The sequence below is a fragment of the Wolbachia endosymbiont of Drosophila simulans wHa genome (genome assembly GCF_000376605.1).
GTDB classification, from domain to species: domain Bacteria; phylum Pseudomonadota; class Alphaproteobacteria; order Rickettsiales; family Anaplasmataceae; genus Wolbachia; species Wolbachia pipientis.
This window is the reverse complement of the sequence record NC_021089.1, coordinates 16,347-37,458: the sequence shown is the minus strand read 5'-3', so window position 1 is coordinate 37,458 and position 21,112 is coordinate 16,347. Positions and strand designations below refer to the sequence as shown.

The 21,112-nt window shown below is 35.6% G+C and carries 13 protein-coding genes and 1 tRNA gene; 3 read left to right on the top strand and 11 right to left on the bottom strand.

Going from position 1 to position 21,112, the window contains the following annotated elements:
• Positions 1 to 242: 242 nt before the first annotated feature.
• Positions 243 to 1,913: a WD_0033/WD_0034 family tandem repeat-containing protein gene (locus WHA_RS00145; protein ID WP_015588773.1), complete on the top strand. Its 1,671-nt coding sequence runs from the start codon at positions 243 to 245 to the stop codon at positions 1,911 to 1,913.
• A gap of 635 nt (positions 1,914 to 2,548) precedes the next feature.
• On the opposite strand, the gene purD is transcribed toward WHA_RS00145, so the two are convergent.
• The gene (purD, locus tag WHA_RS00135; protein WP_015588772.1) at positions 2,549 to 3,820 is read right to left on the bottom strand and encodes a phosphoribosylamine--glycine ligase; all 1,272 of its coding nucleotides are present in this window, start codon (positions 3,818 to 3,820) and stop codon (positions 2,549 to 2,551) included.
• A 34-nt stretch (positions 3,821 to 3,854) separates the two neighbouring features.
• On the bottom strand, positions 3,855 to 5,132 hold the full coding sequence (serS, locus tag WHA_RS00130; protein ID WP_015588771.1) for a serine--tRNA ligase: 1,278 nt from the start codon (positions 5,130 to 5,132) through the stop codon (positions 3,855 to 3,857).
• Between the two features lie 143 nt (positions 5,133 to 5,275).
• Between serS and WHA_RS00125 the strand changes: the two genes are divergently transcribed.
• Both WHA_RS00125 and dusB read left to right on the top strand, forming a co-directional pair.
• On the top strand, positions 5,276 to 7,198 hold the full coding sequence (locus tag WHA_RS00125) for a Ulp1 family isopeptidase (RefSeq protein WP_015588770.1): 1,923 nt from the start codon (positions 5,276 to 5,278) through the stop codon (positions 7,196 to 7,198).
• A gap of 5 nt (positions 7,199 to 7,203) precedes the next feature.
• On the top strand, positions 7,204 to 8,166 hold the full coding sequence (dusB, locus tag WHA_RS00120; RefSeq protein WP_012673040.1) for a tRNA dihydrouridine synthase DusB: 963 nt from the start codon (positions 7,204 to 7,206) through the stop codon (positions 8,164 to 8,166).
• A gap of 6 nt (positions 8,167 to 8,172) precedes the next feature.
• Here dusB and WHA_RS00115 read toward each other — a convergent pair whose 3' ends face one another.
• The 9 genes from WHA_RS00115 to tuf all read right to left on the bottom strand — a co-directional run bounded on the left by WHA_RS00115 (position 8,173) and on the right by tuf (position 21,109).
• Positions 8,173 to 16,686 carry a DNA-directed RNA polymerase subunit beta/beta' gene (locus WHA_RS00115; protein WP_015588769.1) on the bottom strand — a complete coding sequence of 2,838 codons (8,514 nt, stop codon included), beginning with the start codon at positions 16,684 to 16,686 and terminating at the stop codon, positions 8,173 to 8,175.
• Between the two features lie 58 nt (positions 16,687 to 16,744).
• Complete coding sequence (gene rplL, locus WHA_RS00110) at positions 16,745 to 17,146, bottom strand: 50S ribosomal protein L7/L12 (protein WP_015588768.1); 402 nt, start codon at positions 17,144 to 17,146, stop codon at positions 16,745 to 16,747.
• 26 nt (positions 17,147 to 17,172) lie between these two features.
• Entirely contained in the window at positions 17,173 to 17,691 is a 519-nt protein-coding gene (rplJ, locus tag WHA_RS00105; RefSeq protein ID WP_015588767.1) for a 50S ribosomal protein L10, read from the bottom strand.
• A gap of 12 nt (positions 17,692 to 17,703) precedes the next feature.
• Positions 17,704 to 18,357: a 50S ribosomal protein L1 gene (gene rplA, locus WHA_RS00100; RefSeq protein ID WP_015588766.1), complete on the bottom strand. Its 654-nt coding sequence runs from the start codon at positions 18,355 to 18,357 to the stop codon at positions 17,704 to 17,706.
• A gap of 4 nt (positions 18,358 to 18,361) precedes the next feature.
• Entirely contained in the window at positions 18,362 to 18,802 is a 441-nt protein-coding gene (locus WHA_RS00095) for a 50S ribosomal protein L11 (RefSeq protein WP_015588765.1), read from the bottom strand.
• Positions 18,803 to 18,804: 2 nt separating this feature from the next.
• Complete coding sequence (gene nusG / locus WHA_RS00090) at positions 18,805 to 19,641, bottom strand: transcription termination/antitermination protein NusG (protein ID WP_015588764.1); 837 nt, start codon at positions 19,639 to 19,641, stop codon at positions 18,805 to 18,807.
• Positions 19,631 to 19,831, bottom strand: coding sequence for a preprotein translocase subunit SecE (secE, locus tag WHA_RS00085; RefSeq protein ID WP_227738576.1), 201 nt, complete (start codon positions 19,829 to 19,831; stop codon positions 19,631 to 19,633). The genes nusG and secE overlap by 11 nt, the downstream gene beginning before the upstream one ends.
• 19 nt (positions 19,832 to 19,850) lie before the next feature.
• Positions 19,851 to 19,923: transfer RNA gene (locus WHA_RS00080), tRNA-Trp, on the bottom strand.
• A 13-nt stretch (positions 19,924 to 19,936) separates the two neighbouring features.
• The gene (gene tuf, locus WHA_RS00075) at positions 19,937 to 21,109 is read right to left on the bottom strand and encodes an elongation factor Tu (RefSeq protein ID WP_010962309.1); all 1,173 of its coding nucleotides are present in this window, start codon (positions 21,107 to 21,109) and stop codon (positions 19,937 to 19,939) included.
• Positions 21,110 to 21,112 lie beyond the last annotated feature (3 nt).

The window sequence follows — 21,112 nt, the reverse complement described above, 5'->3', positions numbered from 1 at the left end:
TAGCTATAGCTACAAGTTTCATTCTTCCCTTACAAATAACTTTACTGCGTCCTTTTTTCGGATTCAGAATTAGCAAGAAACGTTCTTGTAAGGTGGTCTACTAAAATTTTGCTTTATAAAACAATGTCTGAACTATGCAATTAATACATTATCAACACAACTGATTCATAAAAGCAAATATTATAACCACGAAGAGAGGAAATGTTATACTTAGTTTAATAAGAAAGACCTTGAGAAAAAAAATGACTCATCAGGTAAACGATTCGAAATTGAAAGAGAAAGATGAAAAAAATATTTTAAAATTAGCATCAAAAATAAAAGGCAAAAAAAGTAGCATTGCTGAAGAACTAGAAAAAATATCTAAAAAGGAAAAACAAAGGATTCTTACTACGGAAGTAAGCAAACATCGGGGTAAAGAACCAACTATTATATCACTTGCTTATGCTATACTACGTAAAGATAGTATAGCTGTTGAGAAAATGTTAAGAGTAGCTAAAGAAAACGGTATTCTGAAAGACATTCTTGACGCAACAACAACTATAAAATATCCAGGTGGTCAGGAAGAAACTTGCACACCACTTACTTATGCCATATTATGTAAAAATAGCAAAACTATTGAAGAAACTTTAAAAGTCTCTAAAGAAAACGGTATTCTGAAAGATATTCTTAACGCAACAACAACTATAAAATATCCGGATGGTCGGAGAGCAACTGTTACACCACTTGCTTATGCTATACTATGTGAAGATAGTATAGCTATTGAAGAAATTTTAAAAGTCTCTAAGGAGAACGGTATTCTGAAAGATATTCTTAACACAACAGCAACTATAAGATATCCAGATAACAAGGAAGTGACTTACGCGCCACTTGCTTATGCTATGTTCTGGAAGGATAGTATAGCTATTGAAGAAATTTTAAAAATCTCTAAGGAGAACAGTATTCTGAAAGATATTCTTAACGCAACAATAACTATAAAATGTCTAGATGGTCGGAGAGTAACTGTTACACTACTTGCTTATGCTATACTACGTAAAGATAGTATAGCTGTTGAGAAAATGTTAAGAGTAGCTAAAGAAAACGATATTCTGAAAGACATTCTTGACGCAACAACAACTATAAAATATCCAGATGGTCAGGAAGAAACTTGCACACCACTTGCTTATGCTATACTACGTAAAGATAGTATAGCTGTTGAGAAAATGTTAAGAGTAGCTAAAGAAAACGGTATTCTGAAAGACATTCTTAACACAACAATAACCATAAAACATAAAAATAATCAAAAAGTAACTGATAAGTTACTTGCCGCATTACATGATCGCAAAGTTATTCAAGAAATTTTAGACATAGCTAGAGAAAACGATATTCTGAAAGACATTCTTAATGCAACAATAACTATAAAATATCCAGATAGTGAAGAAAAAATCTACACACCACTTACTTATACAATATCATGTAAAAGCAACGAAGCTTTTAATACAACAAGAGCTATAAATCAAGATGGTCAGGAAAAAACTCACATCCCATTTCCTACCGTTTCCGTACTTGATGAAAGAGAAACTGAATTAAAATTAAAAGAAAAAAGACAAAGTAGAAGAGATGAGGGATTAAATTTTAACAATGGTAGTAGTGACAAAAATGTTGAAATAAAAGTTAATGGGGATATCTTGTTGCAGCATAGTAGTGGAACTAAAAATGAAATAAATCATACTGCTGTACGTAATGATGTAGGGGGGGTAAAGCCTCTAATAGAAAGTAGAGTAAATGTTAAAGTACAGAATATAAATGCAGTGATTGCAACTTCTGTGACACTTGAGTTGGTAGCTAGTAAAATAACATGTGTACTGTCAAAACCCACCACTAAATTGGAAGAAGTAGCTATAACATATTTTCAAGGTTTAGCACTATATTTGTGAAACTTAATTTATATGTGCTAAACAAGATGCTGATTAGTTTTATAGCTAACCCAAGAAAGGTTTCCCTACGTCATACCGCCGCGGTATCTCTAGATCCCGCTAACAAGCAGCGGGATGACGATTGTCGTTTAGCCATAAACATTAAGAAATTTACCAAGCGAAAAAAAAGGCAAAAGAAGCCCTGGGGTTATTATCCGCTTTAAAATATTGGCGTTTTTTATGTTTTAAACGCTTGACAAGCGAAATTCAGCTGCTTTTAATTGCAACTAACTTACGCTGCAAATGTTTAAGAAGTTTACTAAGCAGAAAAAAAGACAAAGAATCCCCGAGTTAGCTAGTCTTTTACTATCTCTGTCGAGTATTAGCATTTTTTGATGTCTTGTAACGCTTTATAAGCGCGTTCAGCTTATTTAGATAAAAATCTAGATGTAGATGAAGTTTTGTAAAGACATACAGTATCTATATACTGCAAAAAATTGAACATAAGACGCCGATACATTAAGTAATCCTTACCTTTTAATCTGCAGATTGGCGAAAGCAAATACAATAGCTTCACTATCATGATAAGTGGGCTGGCGGAGTTTGTCAAGGAAGTTTTTCGTTTCTGTGAACCACCTGCTAACCGACAGCTAACATTAACTACCGATATCGTATCTGAAGAAGCCCCCTGGCCATTCTAAAAAATTTAATGCTGAGTACAGCTTACTTTTGGCTTCCTCTATAGTGCTCCCTTCTGCTACTATATTTAGCACTCTTCCGCCATCGGAAACTAAGTTACCACTTTCATCGAATTTAGTACCAGCATGAAACACCAACACACCAGGAATGCTTTCAATCTTATCTAATCCTTTAATTACTTCTCCCTTTTGATAATCACCCGGATAGCCTTTACTTGCAACAACTACACAAACTGTAGATTTGTTGTTAAGTTCCACCATTTTGACATTTAACTTTCCTTCTGCAACTGACAACATCAATTTTAACAAATCGCAATTTGAATCAAATCTAGGTAATATAGATTGCGTTTCTGGATCACCGAATCTAACGTTATACTCGAGAAGTTTTGGGCTATCTTTGCAAATCATTAAACCAGCAAAGAGTACTCCTTTATAAGACGTACCCATGTTAACCAATGCTTGAGCTGTAGGGTATATTATTTTTTGGATAATTTTTTGCTCCATGTCCTTACTTATAATTGAAGGTGATGAGTACGACCCCATACCTCCAGTATTTTGGCTTTCATTACTTTCATCAACTCTCTTATAATCTTTTGCACACCCAAGAGTTACTACTTTCAACCCATCAATAAGAGCAAAAAAACTTACTTCTTCTCCAACTAAAAACTCTTCTATGATTATTTCTTCACCTGATTCACCAAATTTTTTCTCCACTAGCATTGAATTTATTGCTGAAAAAGCTTCGCTTTCTGTATTACATATAACCACCCCTTTTCCTGCTGCAATTCCATTTGCTTTCACTACAAGTGGAAACTTTATTTTATTGCTACGTACAAAATCTTTAGCTAACCCTTCATCAACAAAACACTCGTACTTGGCAGTTGGTATACCATATCGTTTACATAGTCCCTTGGTGAAAGACTTCGATCCCTCAAGTTTTGCAGTTGCTTGACTTGGAGCAAAAACATTTATTCCCTCTGCAACTAAATCATCAGCAAGCCCATCAATTATTGGTTGTTCTGGACCAATAACAACCAACTCTATATTTTCTCTCTTGCAAAATTGTGTAACATCTACTGAATTTTGAATATTTACATCCACAAGAGCCCCAAGATCTTTCATAGCTTGGCGACCAGGAGTTACATATAACTCAGTCAAGATAGGAGATTTTTTTAGAGCCCAAAGTAGAGCGTGCTCACGCCCACCAGAACCTATAACCAGAACCTTCATCTTTATTTCCTCGCTTTTCTATATGTCAAAATTATTATTTGCTTATAACAGTATCATTACTCATGTATTTTTGCAACACGTTTGGTATTGCAATCGACCCGTCAGAATTTTGATAATTCTCCATTATGGCAATAATCGTTCTTCCTATAGCTAAAGCTGAGCCGTTTAAAGTGTGAATATATTTTTTCATCTTTTTATCAGTTTCTGAAGAGTATTTAGCGTTCATCCTTCTTGCTTGAAATGCACCACAATTTGAGCAGCTTGATATTTCTCTATATTTATTTTGCCCAAGTAACCATACCTCTATGTCATAAGTCCTTTGTGCAGCAAAACCCATATCGCCACTGCAAAGCAGCATTACTCTGTATGGCAATTCTAATTTTTTTAATATCTCTTCAGCAACACTCGTCATACGCTCAAGCTCATCATTTGATTGGTCTTCAGTTGTGATGCTTACCAACTCCACTTTACCAAATTGGTGTTGCCTTATCATGCCCCTGGTATCGCGACCTGCACTACCTGCTTCTTTACGAAAGCACTCCGAATATGCAGTAAAGCGAATAGGCAGTTCTTTTTCTTCCATTATTTTGTCAGCAACTAAATTTGTTAAAAACACTTCACTTGTGGGAATCAACCTCAATTCGTCGGTAGTTAAATACGAATCGTCAGAAAATTTCGGTAGCTGACCAACATTATACATAGCTTCGTTTTTCACCAAAGCCGGGTGGTACACCTCAGTATAGCCAAATTCATTAACATGCATTTCAAGCATACAATTTATTAGCGCTCGTCCAAGCTTAGCTAACTGTCCTTTTAATATCGTAAATCTTGATCCGGAAATTCTCGCCGCTTGTTCGAAGTCCATTAAACCTAACTTTTCCCCGAGCTCATAATGAGATTTTGCTGTAAAATCAAACTGTCTTTTTCCTCCATATCTTCTCACCTCTAAATTAGAGTTCTCATCTGCGCCTATTGGCACATCTTGCGCAGGAATATTCGGCAAGTTAGATAAAACATTCACTAACTTATCCTTTTCTGCTTGTTCTTTTAAGCTGATTGCCTCTATCTCATTTGTGATGCTTTTTGACAACTCTATTTGCTCTTCACAGGGGCTCTTGCTCATTTTAAGCTTTTTTATTTCCTCTGTGATTTCATTGCGCTGCCTATTCAAATCCTGCAGTTTAGTGGTTAATGATCTTTTCTCGTGATCGATTTCTAATATCTCTTCCGCAGTAGATTCTCTAATTCCCCTGCTTTTCATTGCCTTTTCAAATCCTTCAGGGTTTTTGCGTATATATTCTATATCGTGCATATATTGTGCTATTACTAACATTGTTACTGTACTCCAAAAGCTCTTAATATTCAATATATTCTCATACTACTAAAATTATTATGGTTGATTTTTTTGTTAGAATTTGTTAAAATTTAATTAACTTAGCGTTCATAGGGTGTAGTATGTTGGGTATTACAAAAAATAATCAGAAAGAGAGCACTGACTTTGCTGGTGAGGAATTCGTTATCTACGCTACTTGTGTATGCCTAGCAGCCACATTCGCTGCTGGCTGTTTAGGGGCGGTAATAGGATCCCCTCTATTGACCTTTCCACTTGCTATGCTCATCTCTAACCCCGTAGTTTGGGTTTTAATGGGAATAATTCTTACAGTAGCATACAAAATGGTTGTTGAACCTTTATTTTACTTAGCGAAGAACTATATTAATGGAAAAAGAGCTTCAAAGGGGGAAAAGAGTGAAGAAAAAGATACAGAACTACAAGATTTGCAAGGCAAGACTCCAGAAAAGCAAGCAAGACCGAAAACTCCTGATAGGGATAGTGGTATTTTTGACTGCAAAGAAAATAAGGATTCTTTTGTATATAAGACAAATAAAAAAGAAGATTATAAATTTTGGTTAAGTAATTTTGATATTGCAGAGATTGCAAAAAGTTACTATGGATGGATGCCATATCGTAAAAAAGGTCACAGGGAATTTTCCAAAGGAGTGTTCTTTTCTTGCCTCGATAATCTTACATCTTTTCTGGGGAACCGATTGCAAGAATATAAAGATAAAGTAAAAGGGGATAACAATTTAGTATTATCTTCAATTCTTAACTTAAATAACAATCATTGGGTAACATTGGTTATTTCTCATGATGAAAAGAGTAAAAAGTTTAGAGCATATTATTGCGATTCATTTGGTGAACCATTACCAGAAGAGGTATCAAGTGCGCTACAGAAAACTCTAGGAATAGACAATAGTAGTATTAGAAACTCAAAAGCTAAACAACAAGATGATAAGTATAATTGTGGAATATTTGCCTTAGAGAATGCTAAGAAAATTACAGATATGCTGAAAGCAGGCAAATCGTTTGATGAAATTGATGATCAGCTAAAATATGAACTTAGTTCAGAGCAATTAATAGAGAAGAGAAAAGAATTTGCAAAAGCGTTGAAAAAGGATGAACAAAGCAGGGCTGGCACGCCAAGCCCTGTATTAGGTGGTCCAGGAAATATAAGTCGTAAAGATAGCGGAGTAAGTTTAGATTCAGTAGAAAGTAAGCAAACAAAAATTGTTCAATATAATACTACAGGTGATGGCAACTGCTTTTTCCATGCGGTATTTGGTGATAATAGCTCTGGTCAATATAAAACTGAAAAAGCACAAGATATGAGAATGGAATGGCACAAATTTTTAAGTCAATTTAACTCTTTGAATGATCCAAGGATGCCTGAGTTATTGAAGGGACAGATGCAGAAAGTTTTTGGTGCATTCTTAGAAAATCCAAATCATTTGATTGGTATGTCGGACTCAATAAAAGATTTGGTTCAGCATACAAACAGACGGGTAGAGAAGATCAAAAAAAAGACTAATAAATTAATAAAAAAGTTATGTTGTCTTACAACATTAAAAGAAAATGAAGTTATAGGTGATTTAAGAAGCATTAGTGCTAGTAATCTCAATATTAGTGAAAGAAAATATGATAGAAATTATAATAGTGATACTGCAGCAAATTCTTTTCTCAATGGCAAATCCATTTATAGATCTTATCTAGAGGCAATCAGCAGCCAAAGTTACCATGTTTTCATAGAAGAAATTTCTATCTTAGCTTCGCTGGCTAATATTGAAATTGACGTCTACTATAAAAATAATGGTAATGATGTAAATACATTGTTTCTGCCAAATGCGGGAATGATAAATGAAGGTTATCAGCAGAACAACGAGCTATGGGGAAATAAAGAACAAGAAACGGTATACTTGGCACCTGGTCATTATGAGAGAGCTGAGATAGTAGAGGTAGAGCCTTCTCTTATGGAAAAAGTAAGTTCGGCTATACAAAGTATTGTAACAGTATGTGTAAATGCGCTAGGTTTGAACACATAGAATATATGTCCCTACAAGTAGGAAATTTGACAATTGATTCTCCAGTTATTTTAGCTCCAATGTCTGGAGTGACTGATTATCCGTTTAGAAGTATTGTGAAGAAACTTGGTGCAAGTTTGTTAGTTTCAGAGATGATCGCAAGCAGAGCTATGATTATGCAAACTCGCCAGAGTTTGCAAAAAGCAAAAGTCGATGCATTAACTGCTGTGCAGCTTGCTGGGTGTGAGCCAGATGTTATGGCGGAGGCTGCAAAATTAAACGAGGACATGGGAGCAAAAATTATAGACATAAACTTTGGTTGCCCTGTTAAAAAAGTTGTAAACGGTTATGCAGGATCAGCGCTAATGCGTGATGAGAAAAAAGCCGCTGAGATAATTGAAGCTGTGGTCAAAGCAGTGAATATGCCAGTTACGGTGAAAATGCGCACTGGATGGAACGATGAAAATCGCAATGCCCCGAGACTTGCGAAAATTGCCGAAGACTTAGGAGCAAAAATGATCACTGTGCATGGAAGAACAAGAGCGCAGCTTTATAATGGTCAAGCAGATTGGAAATTCGTTAGAAATGTTAAAGAGCAAGTGAAAATTCCAGTTATAGTAAATGGCGATATTAAAAATTTAAATGATATTCAGAATGCTCTCAAAGAATCTGGAGCAGACGGAGTGATGATAGGTCGTGGTGCCTACGGTAAACCTTGGCTGATTAATCAAGCAATGAACTTTCTCAGTGGAAGTGAAACTTCTGAGCCAACAGCTTCAGAGAGATTAAGCATCATACTCGAGCATTACGACAATATTCTTGAGTACTATGGAAATGACACAGGAATAAAGATGGCCCGCAAACACATAGGTTGGTACAGTAGCGGGCTTCAAGGCTCATCTGAATTTCGTGTGAGAGTAAATAACATGACAGATAGCACAGAAGTGAAAGAAAATATTATTGGCTTTTTTGGTCAAGAGACACACTAGCTGTACTCAATTCGACTGATCGTATGCCACTACGCTCTCTTCCTCACCAGAGTGTAAATGACAACCATTATCCATCAACCATTCCTCGTCATAAGTTTCAATATCAAAATATTTTTCATATTTATCCACATTATCACAAAGTGAAAGTGCTCTGATCTTATTCATAATCAAACCTGTACCAGCAGGAATTAATCTTCCTACTATAACATTTTCTTTTAATCCACTTAAAGGATCACTCTTCCCGCAGAATGCTGCTTCTGTAAGTACTTTTGTTGTCTCTTGGAAAGAGGCAGCAGAAATAAAGGAGCTAGTTTCAAGACTTGCCCTAGTAATCCCCTGCAGAATAGGAAGATAATGAGTAGACCGTTTGCCAGAGTTACTCATAGCATCATTTTCCCTATCAACTTCCAGCTTGTCAATGCTTTCGCCAACCAAGTACATAGTATCACCAGGATCAGTAATTTCCACTTTTTGTAGCATTTGTTTTAAGATCACCTCTAAATGCTTATTGTCTATACGAACACCCTGCAATCTATAAACTTGCTGTATTTCAGAAATCATATAGTGCGCTAAAGCTTCTAACCCAAGCACACGTAAAATATCATGGAGATCAGGGTCACCATCCATCAATAGATCACCTTTACGTACAAAATCACCTTCATTGACTATTACATGCTTACTTCTTGATACCAAATATTCAACTGGAGAAATTTGTTCATCTACAGGTTTAATTAATATACTGCATTTTCCTCTACGGTCTTTTTCAGAAAACGCTACATAGCCATCTATCTCACTAACAATAGCATGCTCTTTAGGACGACGTGCTTCAAATAACTCTATAACCCTCGGTAAACCACCAGTAATATCACGAGTTTTAACTGACTCTCTTGGTGTTCTTGTAATAACATCACCTGCATGAACCTCCTGGCCATCTTGTACATTGAGCACTGCACCGATTGGTATAAAATAACATGCTTCAACGCCACTTGCGAGTGTCATTACTTTACCATTATCGTCAAGCAGCACAATACGAGGACGTAAATTAGCTCCACCAGAATGCAATTTCCAGTCTTTTACTACTTTGCTTGATATTCCTGTAGATTCATCCATCACTTCAGTGATCGAAATTCCATCTTTTAAGTCCTGATAAGACACTGTACCAGTCTTCTCCGTGATAATAGGCAATGTATAAGGATCCCATTCCGCAACTTTATCGCCAATTTTTACTGACCCACTCTCATCTACATAAAGCTTAGCGCCGTAAGGTACACTGTGCTTCAACTTCTCACTACCAAGGCTATCAATCAACACGACTTCACAGGAACGGCTTATCACAATTTTATTTCCGTTTCTATCTATAATTATATTACTATTGTTTAACTTTATTTTAGCATTAATAGAAGCTATAATATTCGAGGATTCAACGCCTCTAGTCATTACTCCACCTATATGAAAAGTACGCATCGTTAACTGAGTACCTGGCTCTCCAACAGATTGAGCAGCTATAACACCAACTGCTTCACCTATTGAAACAATTTTACCAGTTGCAAGGTCTCTTCCATAACATAAAGAACATACACCAGGACTTATTTCACAAGTTAAAGGCGATCTAATTTTTACAACATCAAGACCTGCAATGCTGATTTGCTTTACTTTATCCTCATCAATTAATTCCCCTGCTTTTACTAATAATTCTTTTGTCACTGGGTTATATATATCATTTGCAGCTGTTCTACCCAGCACAACACTCTCTAGAGATGCAACTATAGTACTTCCTTCAACTGTAGCTCTCACAACAAGACCATTTTTTGTTTTACAGTCATGCTTTGTAACTATGCAATTTTGAGATACATCAACTAAACGACGAGTTAAGTATCCAGAGTTTGCAGTTTTAAGTGCAGTGTCAGCTAAACCTTTACGCGCACCGTGAGTAGAATTAAAGTATTCAAATACGTTCAATCCTTCACGGAAATTAGAAATTATAGGTGTTTCTATAATCTCACCAGAAGGTTTGGTCATGAGCCCTCGCATTCCTGCTAGCTGTTTCATCTGTGAAGTAGAACCCCTTGCACCAGAGTTAACCATCATATACACTGAGTTGTACTTACTATTTCCATCATATATAGATATTGCTTTTAACATATCATTAGCTATCATATCCGTACACTTAGACCATTCATCTATAACCTTGTTATACCTCTCACTTCTAGTTATTAGCCCATCTTGATATTGCATAGAGAATTTCTTAATTTCACCCCTCGCGTGATCAACATGTGTAGCTTTAGTTTCAGGTATAACCATATCACAACGACCAAAAGAGACACCAGAAAATGTGGCATACTCAAAGCCAAGTACCATTAATTTATCAGAAAATGCCACTGTAGCACTTTGACCACAGTTACGATATACCAAATCAACTATACCAGTTATTTCCTTGACTGTTAATATCTGATTTATTAGATCGAAGCCTAGATTCTCATGCTTAGGAAAAATTTGCCATAATATTAAACGGCCAGGAGTTGTACAAACAGTTTTATAGTGAGTTTCACCGCTGCTATTAATATACTCCATCCTATACTTTATACTAGAATGAATATGTAAAGTACCATCACTCAAGGAATGCTCAACTTCACAAAAAGCACCAAAAGATGGTAAATTATCTTCCTTAGGTTCTTGTAAAGTCAGATAATATATACCAAGTACTATATCTTTACTAGGAACTATAATCGGTCTGCCATTAGAAGGACTTAAAACGTTATTAGTGGACATCATCAACACCCTAGCTTCAAGCTGAGCTTCCAATGAAATTGGCACATGCACTGCCATTTGATCACCATCAAAATCAGCATTAAACGCCGTACAGACAAGCGGATGAAGCTGTATTGCTTTGCCTTCAATAAGGATTGGCTCAAAAGCCTGAATACCAAGTCTATGTAGCGTAGGCGCTCTATTCAACAAAACAGGATGCTCTTTTATTACCTCTTCAAGCATATCCCAAACTTCTGGTTTTTCTGCTCTTATCAACTTACTAGCAAACTTAATAGTTGGAGCCATACCATACATCTTAAGCTTTGAGTAAACAAAAGGTTTGAATAGTTCAAGAGCCATTCTTTTTGGTAATCCACACTGATTTAGTTTCAAAGTTGGACCAACAACTATTACAGAACGTCCAGAGTAGTCTACCCTTTTTCCTAAGAGGTTCTGGCGAAAACGACCCTGTTTTCCTTTTAACATATCACTAATGGACTTTTTATATCCAACAGCACCAGCTTTATTTACCAAAGTATTACGACGACTATTATCAAAAAGAGAATCAACTGCTTCTTGTAACATCCTTTTTTCATTACGAATCATAATCTCAGGAGGATTTAAGCTCAACAATTTCCTCAACCTGTTATTTCTATTAATAATAGTCCTATAATGATGATTCAGATCAGAAACTGCAGGACGACCACTCTCAAGCGATACCAAAGGACGCAAATCAGGTGGTAAAATAGGTATAGTTGTAAGTATCATCCACTCAGGCCTATTTCCAGATTTAATGAAGTTTTCAACAATACGCAATCTCTTTATAATTTTCTTTCTTCTTATCTCAGAAGCAACAGATTCTAATTCTAGTCTTAAATCCTTCCTAATTTCATGTAAATCAAGGCGCGTTAGCAACTCTCTTATAGCTTCAACACCTTGCATAGCTACAAAACTATCGATCCCATAGCTATCTTTAGCTTCATTATAAGCTTTTTCACTAATAATCTCACCTTTTTCAAAAGGCGAAACAAGAGGATCTATTACGATATAATTATCGCTATATAAAATATTCTCAATATCTCTGAGAGACATATCTAATAATGCTCCAATTCTTGAAGGAAGCGATTTCAAAAACCATATATGAGCAACAGGAGATGCAAGCTCTATATGACCCATCCTTTCTCTTCTTACTTTAGAAGATGTAACTTCTACTCCGCATTTTTCGCATATGCGACCTCTGTGTCTTCTTTTTTTGTATTTTCCACATAAACATTCATCGTCATTGACAGGGCCAAAAACCTTAGGGCAAAATAATCCACCTTTCTCAACTTTGAACGTACGATAATTTGCAGTTGAAACATCTTCTATCTCACCACAAGATATACGCTTAATACTTTCAGGGCTAGCAATCGATATGCTAACCTCATTAAAAGGTTGTGCAATGTGAGTGTGAGATATATCTTCAATCACTACATCATTTTGCTTTAAATCTACATTTAAACATAAAGAACGTAGTTCTTTTATCATCACATTAAAGGATTCAGGAATTCCACATTCAAAATTACTGTCACCTTTTATTATCGATTCATAAATCTTAACTCTACCATTAATATCATCAGACTTCACAGTTAACATTTCCTGCAAAGTATAAGCAGCACCATAGGCTTGTAATGCCCAACATTCCATTTCACCAAAACGCTGACCACCAAAATGAGATTTTCCTCCAAGAGGTTGTTGAGTAACCAAACTATAAGGCCCTACTGAACGCGCATGAATTTTACCATCAACCAAGTGGTGCAACTTAAGCATGTACATGTAACCAACTGTAACCTTGCGGTCGAATTTTTCACCACTGCAACCGTCATATAATACAGCTTGTCCAGAGTTATCTAAACCAGCAAGTTCAAATAATTTTGCTATTTGTTCATCTTTTGGACCCTCAAATACAGGTGCAGCAACAGGAACGCCATCACGTAATTTGCGTGCAAATTCAATGAGATTATTATCACTAATATTACGAATATCATTACAGATAGATACGTTACTGCCATAGCTATAAACCTCAATCAGGAAGTTACGTAAATTGCTGTATGAACTTTTACAAGAGTTCAAATAGTTCTCTACTAACTCATTCAACTCGTCATTTAGTGCATTCTTATTAGGTGTATTTAAAACAGAAGCCGTTATTTCATCATCATCAATATTTTCAATTTTTTTATTATCAAGGTATGCTACTGCAAATTGTGTAAAATTATCATCGTTAAGGGACCTAATTCCCTTGCAAAAAGCACTTTTGATCTTATTGATCTCATCGAGAATATTACTTACCTTTTCCCCTAATTTTCTACAAGCCCAACCTACATGCGTTTCCAGTATTTGCCCTACATTCATTCGTGAAGGAACACCAAGAGGGTTAAGAATAATATCAACAGGAGTACCATCTTCCAAATAAGGCATATCTTCCACTGGCACAACTCGAGAAATCACACCTTTATTTCCATGTCTACCAGCCATTTTATCCCCTGGTTGCAGACTATGTTTCACAGCAATGAAAACTTTTACTGACATCGACACACCTTGAGGCAGGTCATAACCTTCATGTAATTTTTCTACTTTTCGCTTAAACTGTGCTATTGCATGCGATACTTTTTCATCAAAATCTTTTTTTAAGCTCTTAACTTGCTCAGAAATGGATTGGTTTTTTAATCCTATACCCCACCATTGCTCACGTTCAATAGAGTCAAATTTTTCTCGATCTTGAGAACCAGAATTAATAAGAAGTTTCTTCAATTCATCATAGAAATATTCACTAGTAACATTGATTATATAATCTCGCTCTTCCTCAAAGTCATTTATCTCTTTTTGTTTGATGAGTAATGCCCTTTCATTTTCTTCAACCCCCCTGCGTGTAAAGACTTGTACATCAATTACTGTCCCTTCAACATCTGGAGATGTATATAAAGAGGAATCCGCACAATCGAATGACTTTTCACCAAAAATTGTCATTAATAACTTCGTTTCAGGAGGCAATGAAAGAGAAGGTTTAGGTGTAACTTTACCTACCAGAATATAGCCTGGACCAACTCTTGTACCAATTTTCACTATACCACTATCATCCAAGTGATATAGATTTTCTTCATTAACACCAGGTATAGCACGAGTTATTTTTTCTGATCCTAAAGGGGTATCATGTACAACACAGTCAAATTCTTCTATATGAATAGAAGTAAAGAGATCTTTTTTAACAACTTCACTAGAAATAATAATAGAGTCTTCAAAATTATAACCTTGCCAAGACATAAAAGCGACTAGCAAATTTTTACCAAGCGCCAACTCACCACTGTTAATTGCAGGACCATCAGCTATTACATCACCCTTTTTAACATAATCACCTACGCACACTAGCGGTCTTTGATTAATACAAGTATTATGGTTAGAACGCTGAAACTTCCTTAGATGATAAATATCTACGTCCAAGTAGTTAACCCTTTCTTTATCAAAAGCACGTATAACTATAGAGTTACTATCAGAACTATCAACTATGCCATCGCGTTTTGCTAAAACTACAGCACCAGAGCCAGAAGCTACAAAAGACTCCATACCAGTAGCAACCAGAGGAGCGGTAGGCTTCAATAAAGGTACGGCCTGACGTTGCATATTTGAGCCCATTAATGCTCTATTAGCATCATCATTTTCTAAAAATGGAATCAAGGAAGCTGCAACTGATATTACCTGCTTAGGAGATACGTCAATGTAACTAACTTGGTCGCTACTTACCATGACGAAGCTACCAGCATATCTACAGTATAGCATGTCATCAACAAAGCAATTATTTTCATCAAGCTTTACGCTAGTGTCAGCTATATGATGTGAGCCTTCGTCTATAGCAGAAAGATACTCAATTTGATCAGTAACAACCCTATTGACTACTTTTCTATAAGGGCTTTCAATGAAACCATATTTATTAATACGCGCGTATATAGCTAAGCTGTTGATTAACCCTATATTTTGCCCTTCAGGAGTCTCAATAGGGCAAATTCTTCCATAATGAGTTGGATGAACATCACGCACCTCAAATCCTGCCCGTTCTCTTGTTAAACCGCCAGGACCTAACGCGGATAACCTTCTTTTATGTGTTATTTCAGATAACGGATTAGTCTGATCCATAAATTGAGATAATTGAGAAGAATTGAAGAAATCTCTTAAGACATTAGTTAACACTTTTGGATTAATAAAATCAGATGGAGAAACTTTATCTAAACTAGAAGTGGACATAGAATCAACTATTGCGCGTTCCAATTTCAACAACCCAGTTCTAAATTGATTTTCTATAAACTCTCCAACTGATCTTACTCTTCTGTTTCCTAAATGATCAATATCATCTACAGATCCTTGACCGTCACGTAACAATACTATTTTTTTCACAATTTCAATAATATCTTCATGCGTTAAAACAGTTAAATCCTCATCATAATTTAATCCAAGGTAAGAGTTAAGCTTCAACCTACCAATGTTAGACAAATCATAATATTCCGGACTGAAGAAAAGATTACGGAAAAACTCTTCTACTATCTCTAAAACAGGAACTTCACCAGGACGCAAAACTCTATATATTTCATATAGTGCATCCTGATAAGACATGTTTTCATCTAAGAAAAGCGTATTTAATATATAAGGTCCAACAAACAAATTATCTATGTTCAACACTGATATTTCATCTACAGATAATAACTCAAGCTTCTTTATGTCTTCCAGCTTTATAGATTCACCAGCAGATAAAATTTTCGTAGAGCTAGCACTATCCATTAAATCTTCTGCGAGGAATAAACCACATATAGAATTAAAAGGAACCAGATACTCTTTCAATTCATTATCATATAGCTTTTTAGCTAGTCTTGAGGTAATACGAACGTTAGCTTTAAGCAGCACATTACCTTCAATATCCATTAAGTCGAAAGGCAGCCTCACTCCTTTAAATTTATCAGGAACAAAAGGCACTTTCCAACCATCTTTATGTTTTACATACTTTATTTTCTCATAAAATCTATCGAGTATATCATTATTTGATAAACCCAACGCCTTTAATAAAACTGAGATTGGCAATTTTCTTTTTCTATCAACACGAAAATACAAATGGTCTTTAACATCAAATTCAATATCAAGCCAAGAACCCCTATAAGGAATAATTCTAGCAGAATAGATCAATTTACCAGAATTGTAAGTTTTTCCCTTATCGCTATCAAAGAATACACCAGGAGACCTATGCATTTGTGAGACGATAACTTTTTCCACACCATTAATGATGAAAGTGCCCTTATCAGTCATCATAGGCAACCCACAAAAGTGGACTTTCTGCTCTTCTATAGATTTTACAACGGTTGCAAGTTTAGAATGATCTCCACTCTCTTTAATCGATTTATATTCATCAAGAGAAATACCATCCTGCATAACAACAAGACGTATAGAAGCAATAACCTGAGCAGAAAAAGTTACACCACGCTTTATACACTCAGATTCATCATACTTAGGATCATCCACCCTACAACTTATAAACTCAATAGTAGCCCTACGCAAAGGATCATTTATTGGAAAGATTGTATGAAAGATAACTTCAAGTCTTTCATTACCCTTATTCTGAGGAGTAAATGAATCATACGATTCTTTTTGAACCTTAACCAAATCCAATAAAGAATCTTTTAAATCAATCGACCTAGAATAAGAAACTCTAGGAACAAAAGCACCAGAAGCGTACATATAAGAAGAATCAACCATTAAAATACCCCAAACTAATTAAAAGAGCTATATCAATATAAAATTAATACATTAAATATTATTCAAGCTCCACTTTAGTTGCTCCTGCTTCAATAAGTTTTTGCTTGATTTTTTCTGCTTCGTCTTTAGGAACATTAGCAGTCAAATCTTTAGGTAAAGATTCAACCAACTCTTTTGCTTCTTTTAAACCCAATGTAGAATTAACCTCTCTCACAGCTTTAATAACTCCTATTTTTTTACTCGCATCAATTTCTTTAATCACAACTTTATATTCAACTTTCTCTTGAGCAGCAGGAGCAGCAGCATTATCGCCAACAGGCGCCCCAGCACCAACAGCTCCACCAAGAAAAGAACCAGCAGGCAACCCTATTTTCTCTTCTAGAACTTTTACAAGTTCAGAAGCCTCTAATAGATTTAAAGATAATATTTTATCAACCAAATCACTTGTTACATTACTCATAATTACCACCTTACTTAACAATAAATTTATTTTTTAGAACTATAATAATCCAAAACTCTCATAAGCCTCATAGAAGATGAATTAATAGACAACGCCAATCGAGCAGGAATATCATAAGATATTAAACGCATAATTTTAACACGCAATTCATCCAGAGAAGGCAACTTAGCCAGTTTATTAACATCTTCCACTGTTAACAATTCATTTAAATGAGCCGCGCAAATCACAGACATTTTTTCTTTGTTAGCATTAGCAAAATCAACTATTAACTTTGCAGCTTCTACTATGCCACTAGAGTATATAATAGCAACAGGACCAGAAAATTTGCCTGATAAATAAGAAAATTTGCCAGTCCTTTCCAAAGCCAAGCGAGCCAGAGTATTTTTAACTACTAATACCCCACCTGTTATAGACTTCAGGTTATTCCTCAGGATTAATGAATCATTAGCATTTATAGATTTAAAATTTACTAATATTAAGAAATCATTATTTACAAATACGTTTATTGTGTTCTGTATAAATTCATCCTTATTTTTACGCTTCACGGTATCGCTCCCTTAAATTATATCTTCCACTTTGCTTATCTTATAAGCTTTACCCATAGTTGAATTTAAAAAAACACCCTTAAAGTAAACTCCTTTCACAGAAATAGGTTTATTATCTTTAATTACTTTAAGAAAGGCTTTTAAATTTTCTAGCAAGTCATCAATATCAAATTTAATATTTCCTAATTTACCATGAATAACACCATTTTTATCTGTTCTAAATTTTATCTGACCAGACTTAATGGTTTTAATAGCTTCTGCAATGTTAGAAGTCACAGTACCAAATTTAGGGTTAGGCATCAGCCCTTTAGCACCCAATACTTTTGCAATAGGAGTGATTTTTGCCATAAAATCAGGAGTAGTAATGCACCAATCAACATCTAATTTTCTACCTTTTTTTATTTCTTCAACTAAATCCTCTCCTCCTGCAATATCAGCACCAGCTTTTTCAGCTTCTAATAAATGTTTATCTTGAGCGAAAACAGCTACTTTAATATTCTTCCCGATACCCTTAGGCAAAACTACTGTACCACGCACCTGCTCTTCAGATTTACATGAATCTACGCCTAGATTGACCGCAACATCAACTGATTCATTAAATTTTGCTGAAGCAGACTCAACAATCTTCTCCAAACACTGCTTAGGATTACCATTATATGTATTCATTTACCTAACCTTCCACAACTTCTATACCCATAGATTTTGCAGTGCCTACAACCATTTTCACTGCTGAATCTTCATTATCCACTTTCATATCAACCATCTTGCACTTTGCCACTTTAATTATAGCAGACATAGGTAATTTAGCCACTAATTCTTTACCAGGATTACCAGAACCTTTACTTAATTTAGCTTCCTGCTTAAGTAAATAAGCCACAGGAGGACCGCTGACAGTAAAATCATGAGAGCGATCATCCTTTATGGAAATTCGCACTGTTACTAAATCACCTACTTTATAATTAGCGTTAGCAGCGCTAGTAACTTTATTAAAAGCTTCACAAAACTTAGGAACAGGTATACCACGCGGACCAAGTACTGAAGCAATTTTTGGTCCTGGAACTGCTTTTCCAGCTTCCATAAGTAAGTTAATCTTAGCAACTACAACACTCATAATTAATCCTCTATTTTCTCTACTTGAGCCAGATCAAGCTCTATTATTGTCGGCTTACCTAAAATCGATACTTCCACATTAATAATTTTTTTCTCATCGTTTACCATATTTACCTTACCAGTAAAATTTTGAAAAAGACCATCATTAATTTTCACTTTTTCACCTTTTTCATAACCATAACCTAACTTCTTTGTCTCTTGAGCATTATAAAGTGCATTACACATTGAGTGAATCTCATCATCCAAAATTACCTTTGGAATATTACCATTTTTCAAAAATCCATAAACCTTAAGAGATTTTGGTATATTATTGATAAAATTCAATACTTCATCGCATAAATTCACGTATAAAAAGACATAACCAGGAAAGCATTTCCTTCGTGTAGCAATTTTCTTAGATTTTAACTCTATTTCACTTAGCTCTTCATATGGAATAAAAACTTCCTTAAAGTAATCATTAACACCCAATCTCATAGAATTTTCCAATATATGTTGGCGCACTTTCTCTTCACAATTGGAAGCAACTCTCAAGATATACCATTTATATCTATTAAATTCTTTACACTTTAAACTTATCTCATCATCTGAAATCATCTCAAAATCACCAGATTCGCCACTACAGAATCCAGGCGTTTGATTCAAAATATTTTTGCTTTCATCACACAGATGCATATATACATACACTTCACATAACTCTTTTATATCAGACTTTGAATTACATACCGTTTGATAAGGAATAAACACTTCCTTAAAATAAACAGCATTACTTACCAATTCGCGTATGTTTTGCTCATATCCATAATCAACTTTAATGATATACCATTTATATTCACATTCCATAAATAATTCCAAATAAAGCCTTAATTACGTAAAGAGACATAAAATCCACAAAACAGAAGAAAATCGAAAAGCATAATATAACAATCATTACAACAAATAGAGATGACAACACCTCCTGTTTCTTTACCCAAGCAATTCTTCGTATTTCTTGCTTTATATCACAGAAAAAACCATACAAACTTTTTAACATTTCCACCACAACATTAATGCAGGAGCGATAGGAATTGAACCTACAACCTCTGGTTTTGGAGACCAGCGCTCTACCAATTGAGCTACACTCCTATAACTCAAACTCTCACTCCAAAATTTCAGAAACAACACCAGAACCAACAGTTCTACCGCCTTCTCTTATCGCAAAACGCAATCCCTTATCCATTGCTATCGGTACTTGCAATTCTACTTCTACACTCACATTATCTCCTGGCATTACCATCTCCTTCCCATCTAGCAATTTTATGCTCCCAGTTACATCCGTTGTCCTTAAATAAAACTGTGGCTGGTAATTCGCAAAAAATGGTGTATGCCTTCCTCCTTCCTCTTTCTTTAATATATAAACCTCCGCCTTAAACTTTCTATGCGGTGTTATCGTCCCCGGTTTCGCTAATACTTGCCCTCTCTCCACTTCTTCTCTTTTTGTTCCTCTTAACAATATTCCTACATTGAGTCCTGCACTTCCCTTATCCAGCAACTTCTTAAACATCTCAACACCTGTGCATATCGTCTTTTGCGTCGCTTTCAGACCTATTATCTCTATCTCTTCTCCCGTCTTTATCTCTCCCTTCTCTATTCTTCCTGTTACCACTGTTCCTCGCCCCGATATCGAAAATACATCTTCGATTGGTAATAAAAATGGTAAATCCACAGGCCTTGGTGGAACCGCTACATATTCATCTAACTTTTCCATCAATTTGTCTATTGATTTCTTTCCATATTCGCTGCTGTCATCCTCCAGCGCCTTGAGCGCTGAACCAACCACCACAGGCACTTCATCCCCTGGAAATCCGTATTTACTCAGTAATTCCCTCACTTCCATTTCTACTAAATCTATCATATCAGCATCAGCAACATCAGCTTTATTTATATACACCACGATATATCCAACACCTACCTGCTTCGCCAGCAATATATGCTCTCTCGTTTGTGGCATTGGCCCATCAACCCCCGACACTACCAATATCGCCGCATCCATCTGTGCTGCACCTACTATCATGTTCTTTACATAGTCAGCGTGTCCAGGACAATCAACGTGTGCATAATGCCTTTTTTCCGTCTGATACTCAACATGCGCTGTTGCTATCGTTATCCCCCTCTTCCTTTCTTCTGGCGCTTTATCTATCTGATCGTACGCTACAAAATTTCCATAATGCTTCGTTATCGCCGCTGTTAACGTCGTCTTCCCATGATCCACATGTCCTATTGTTCCCACATTTACATGCGGCTTTCCAAATGCTTCCACTACTGCTGTCATAAT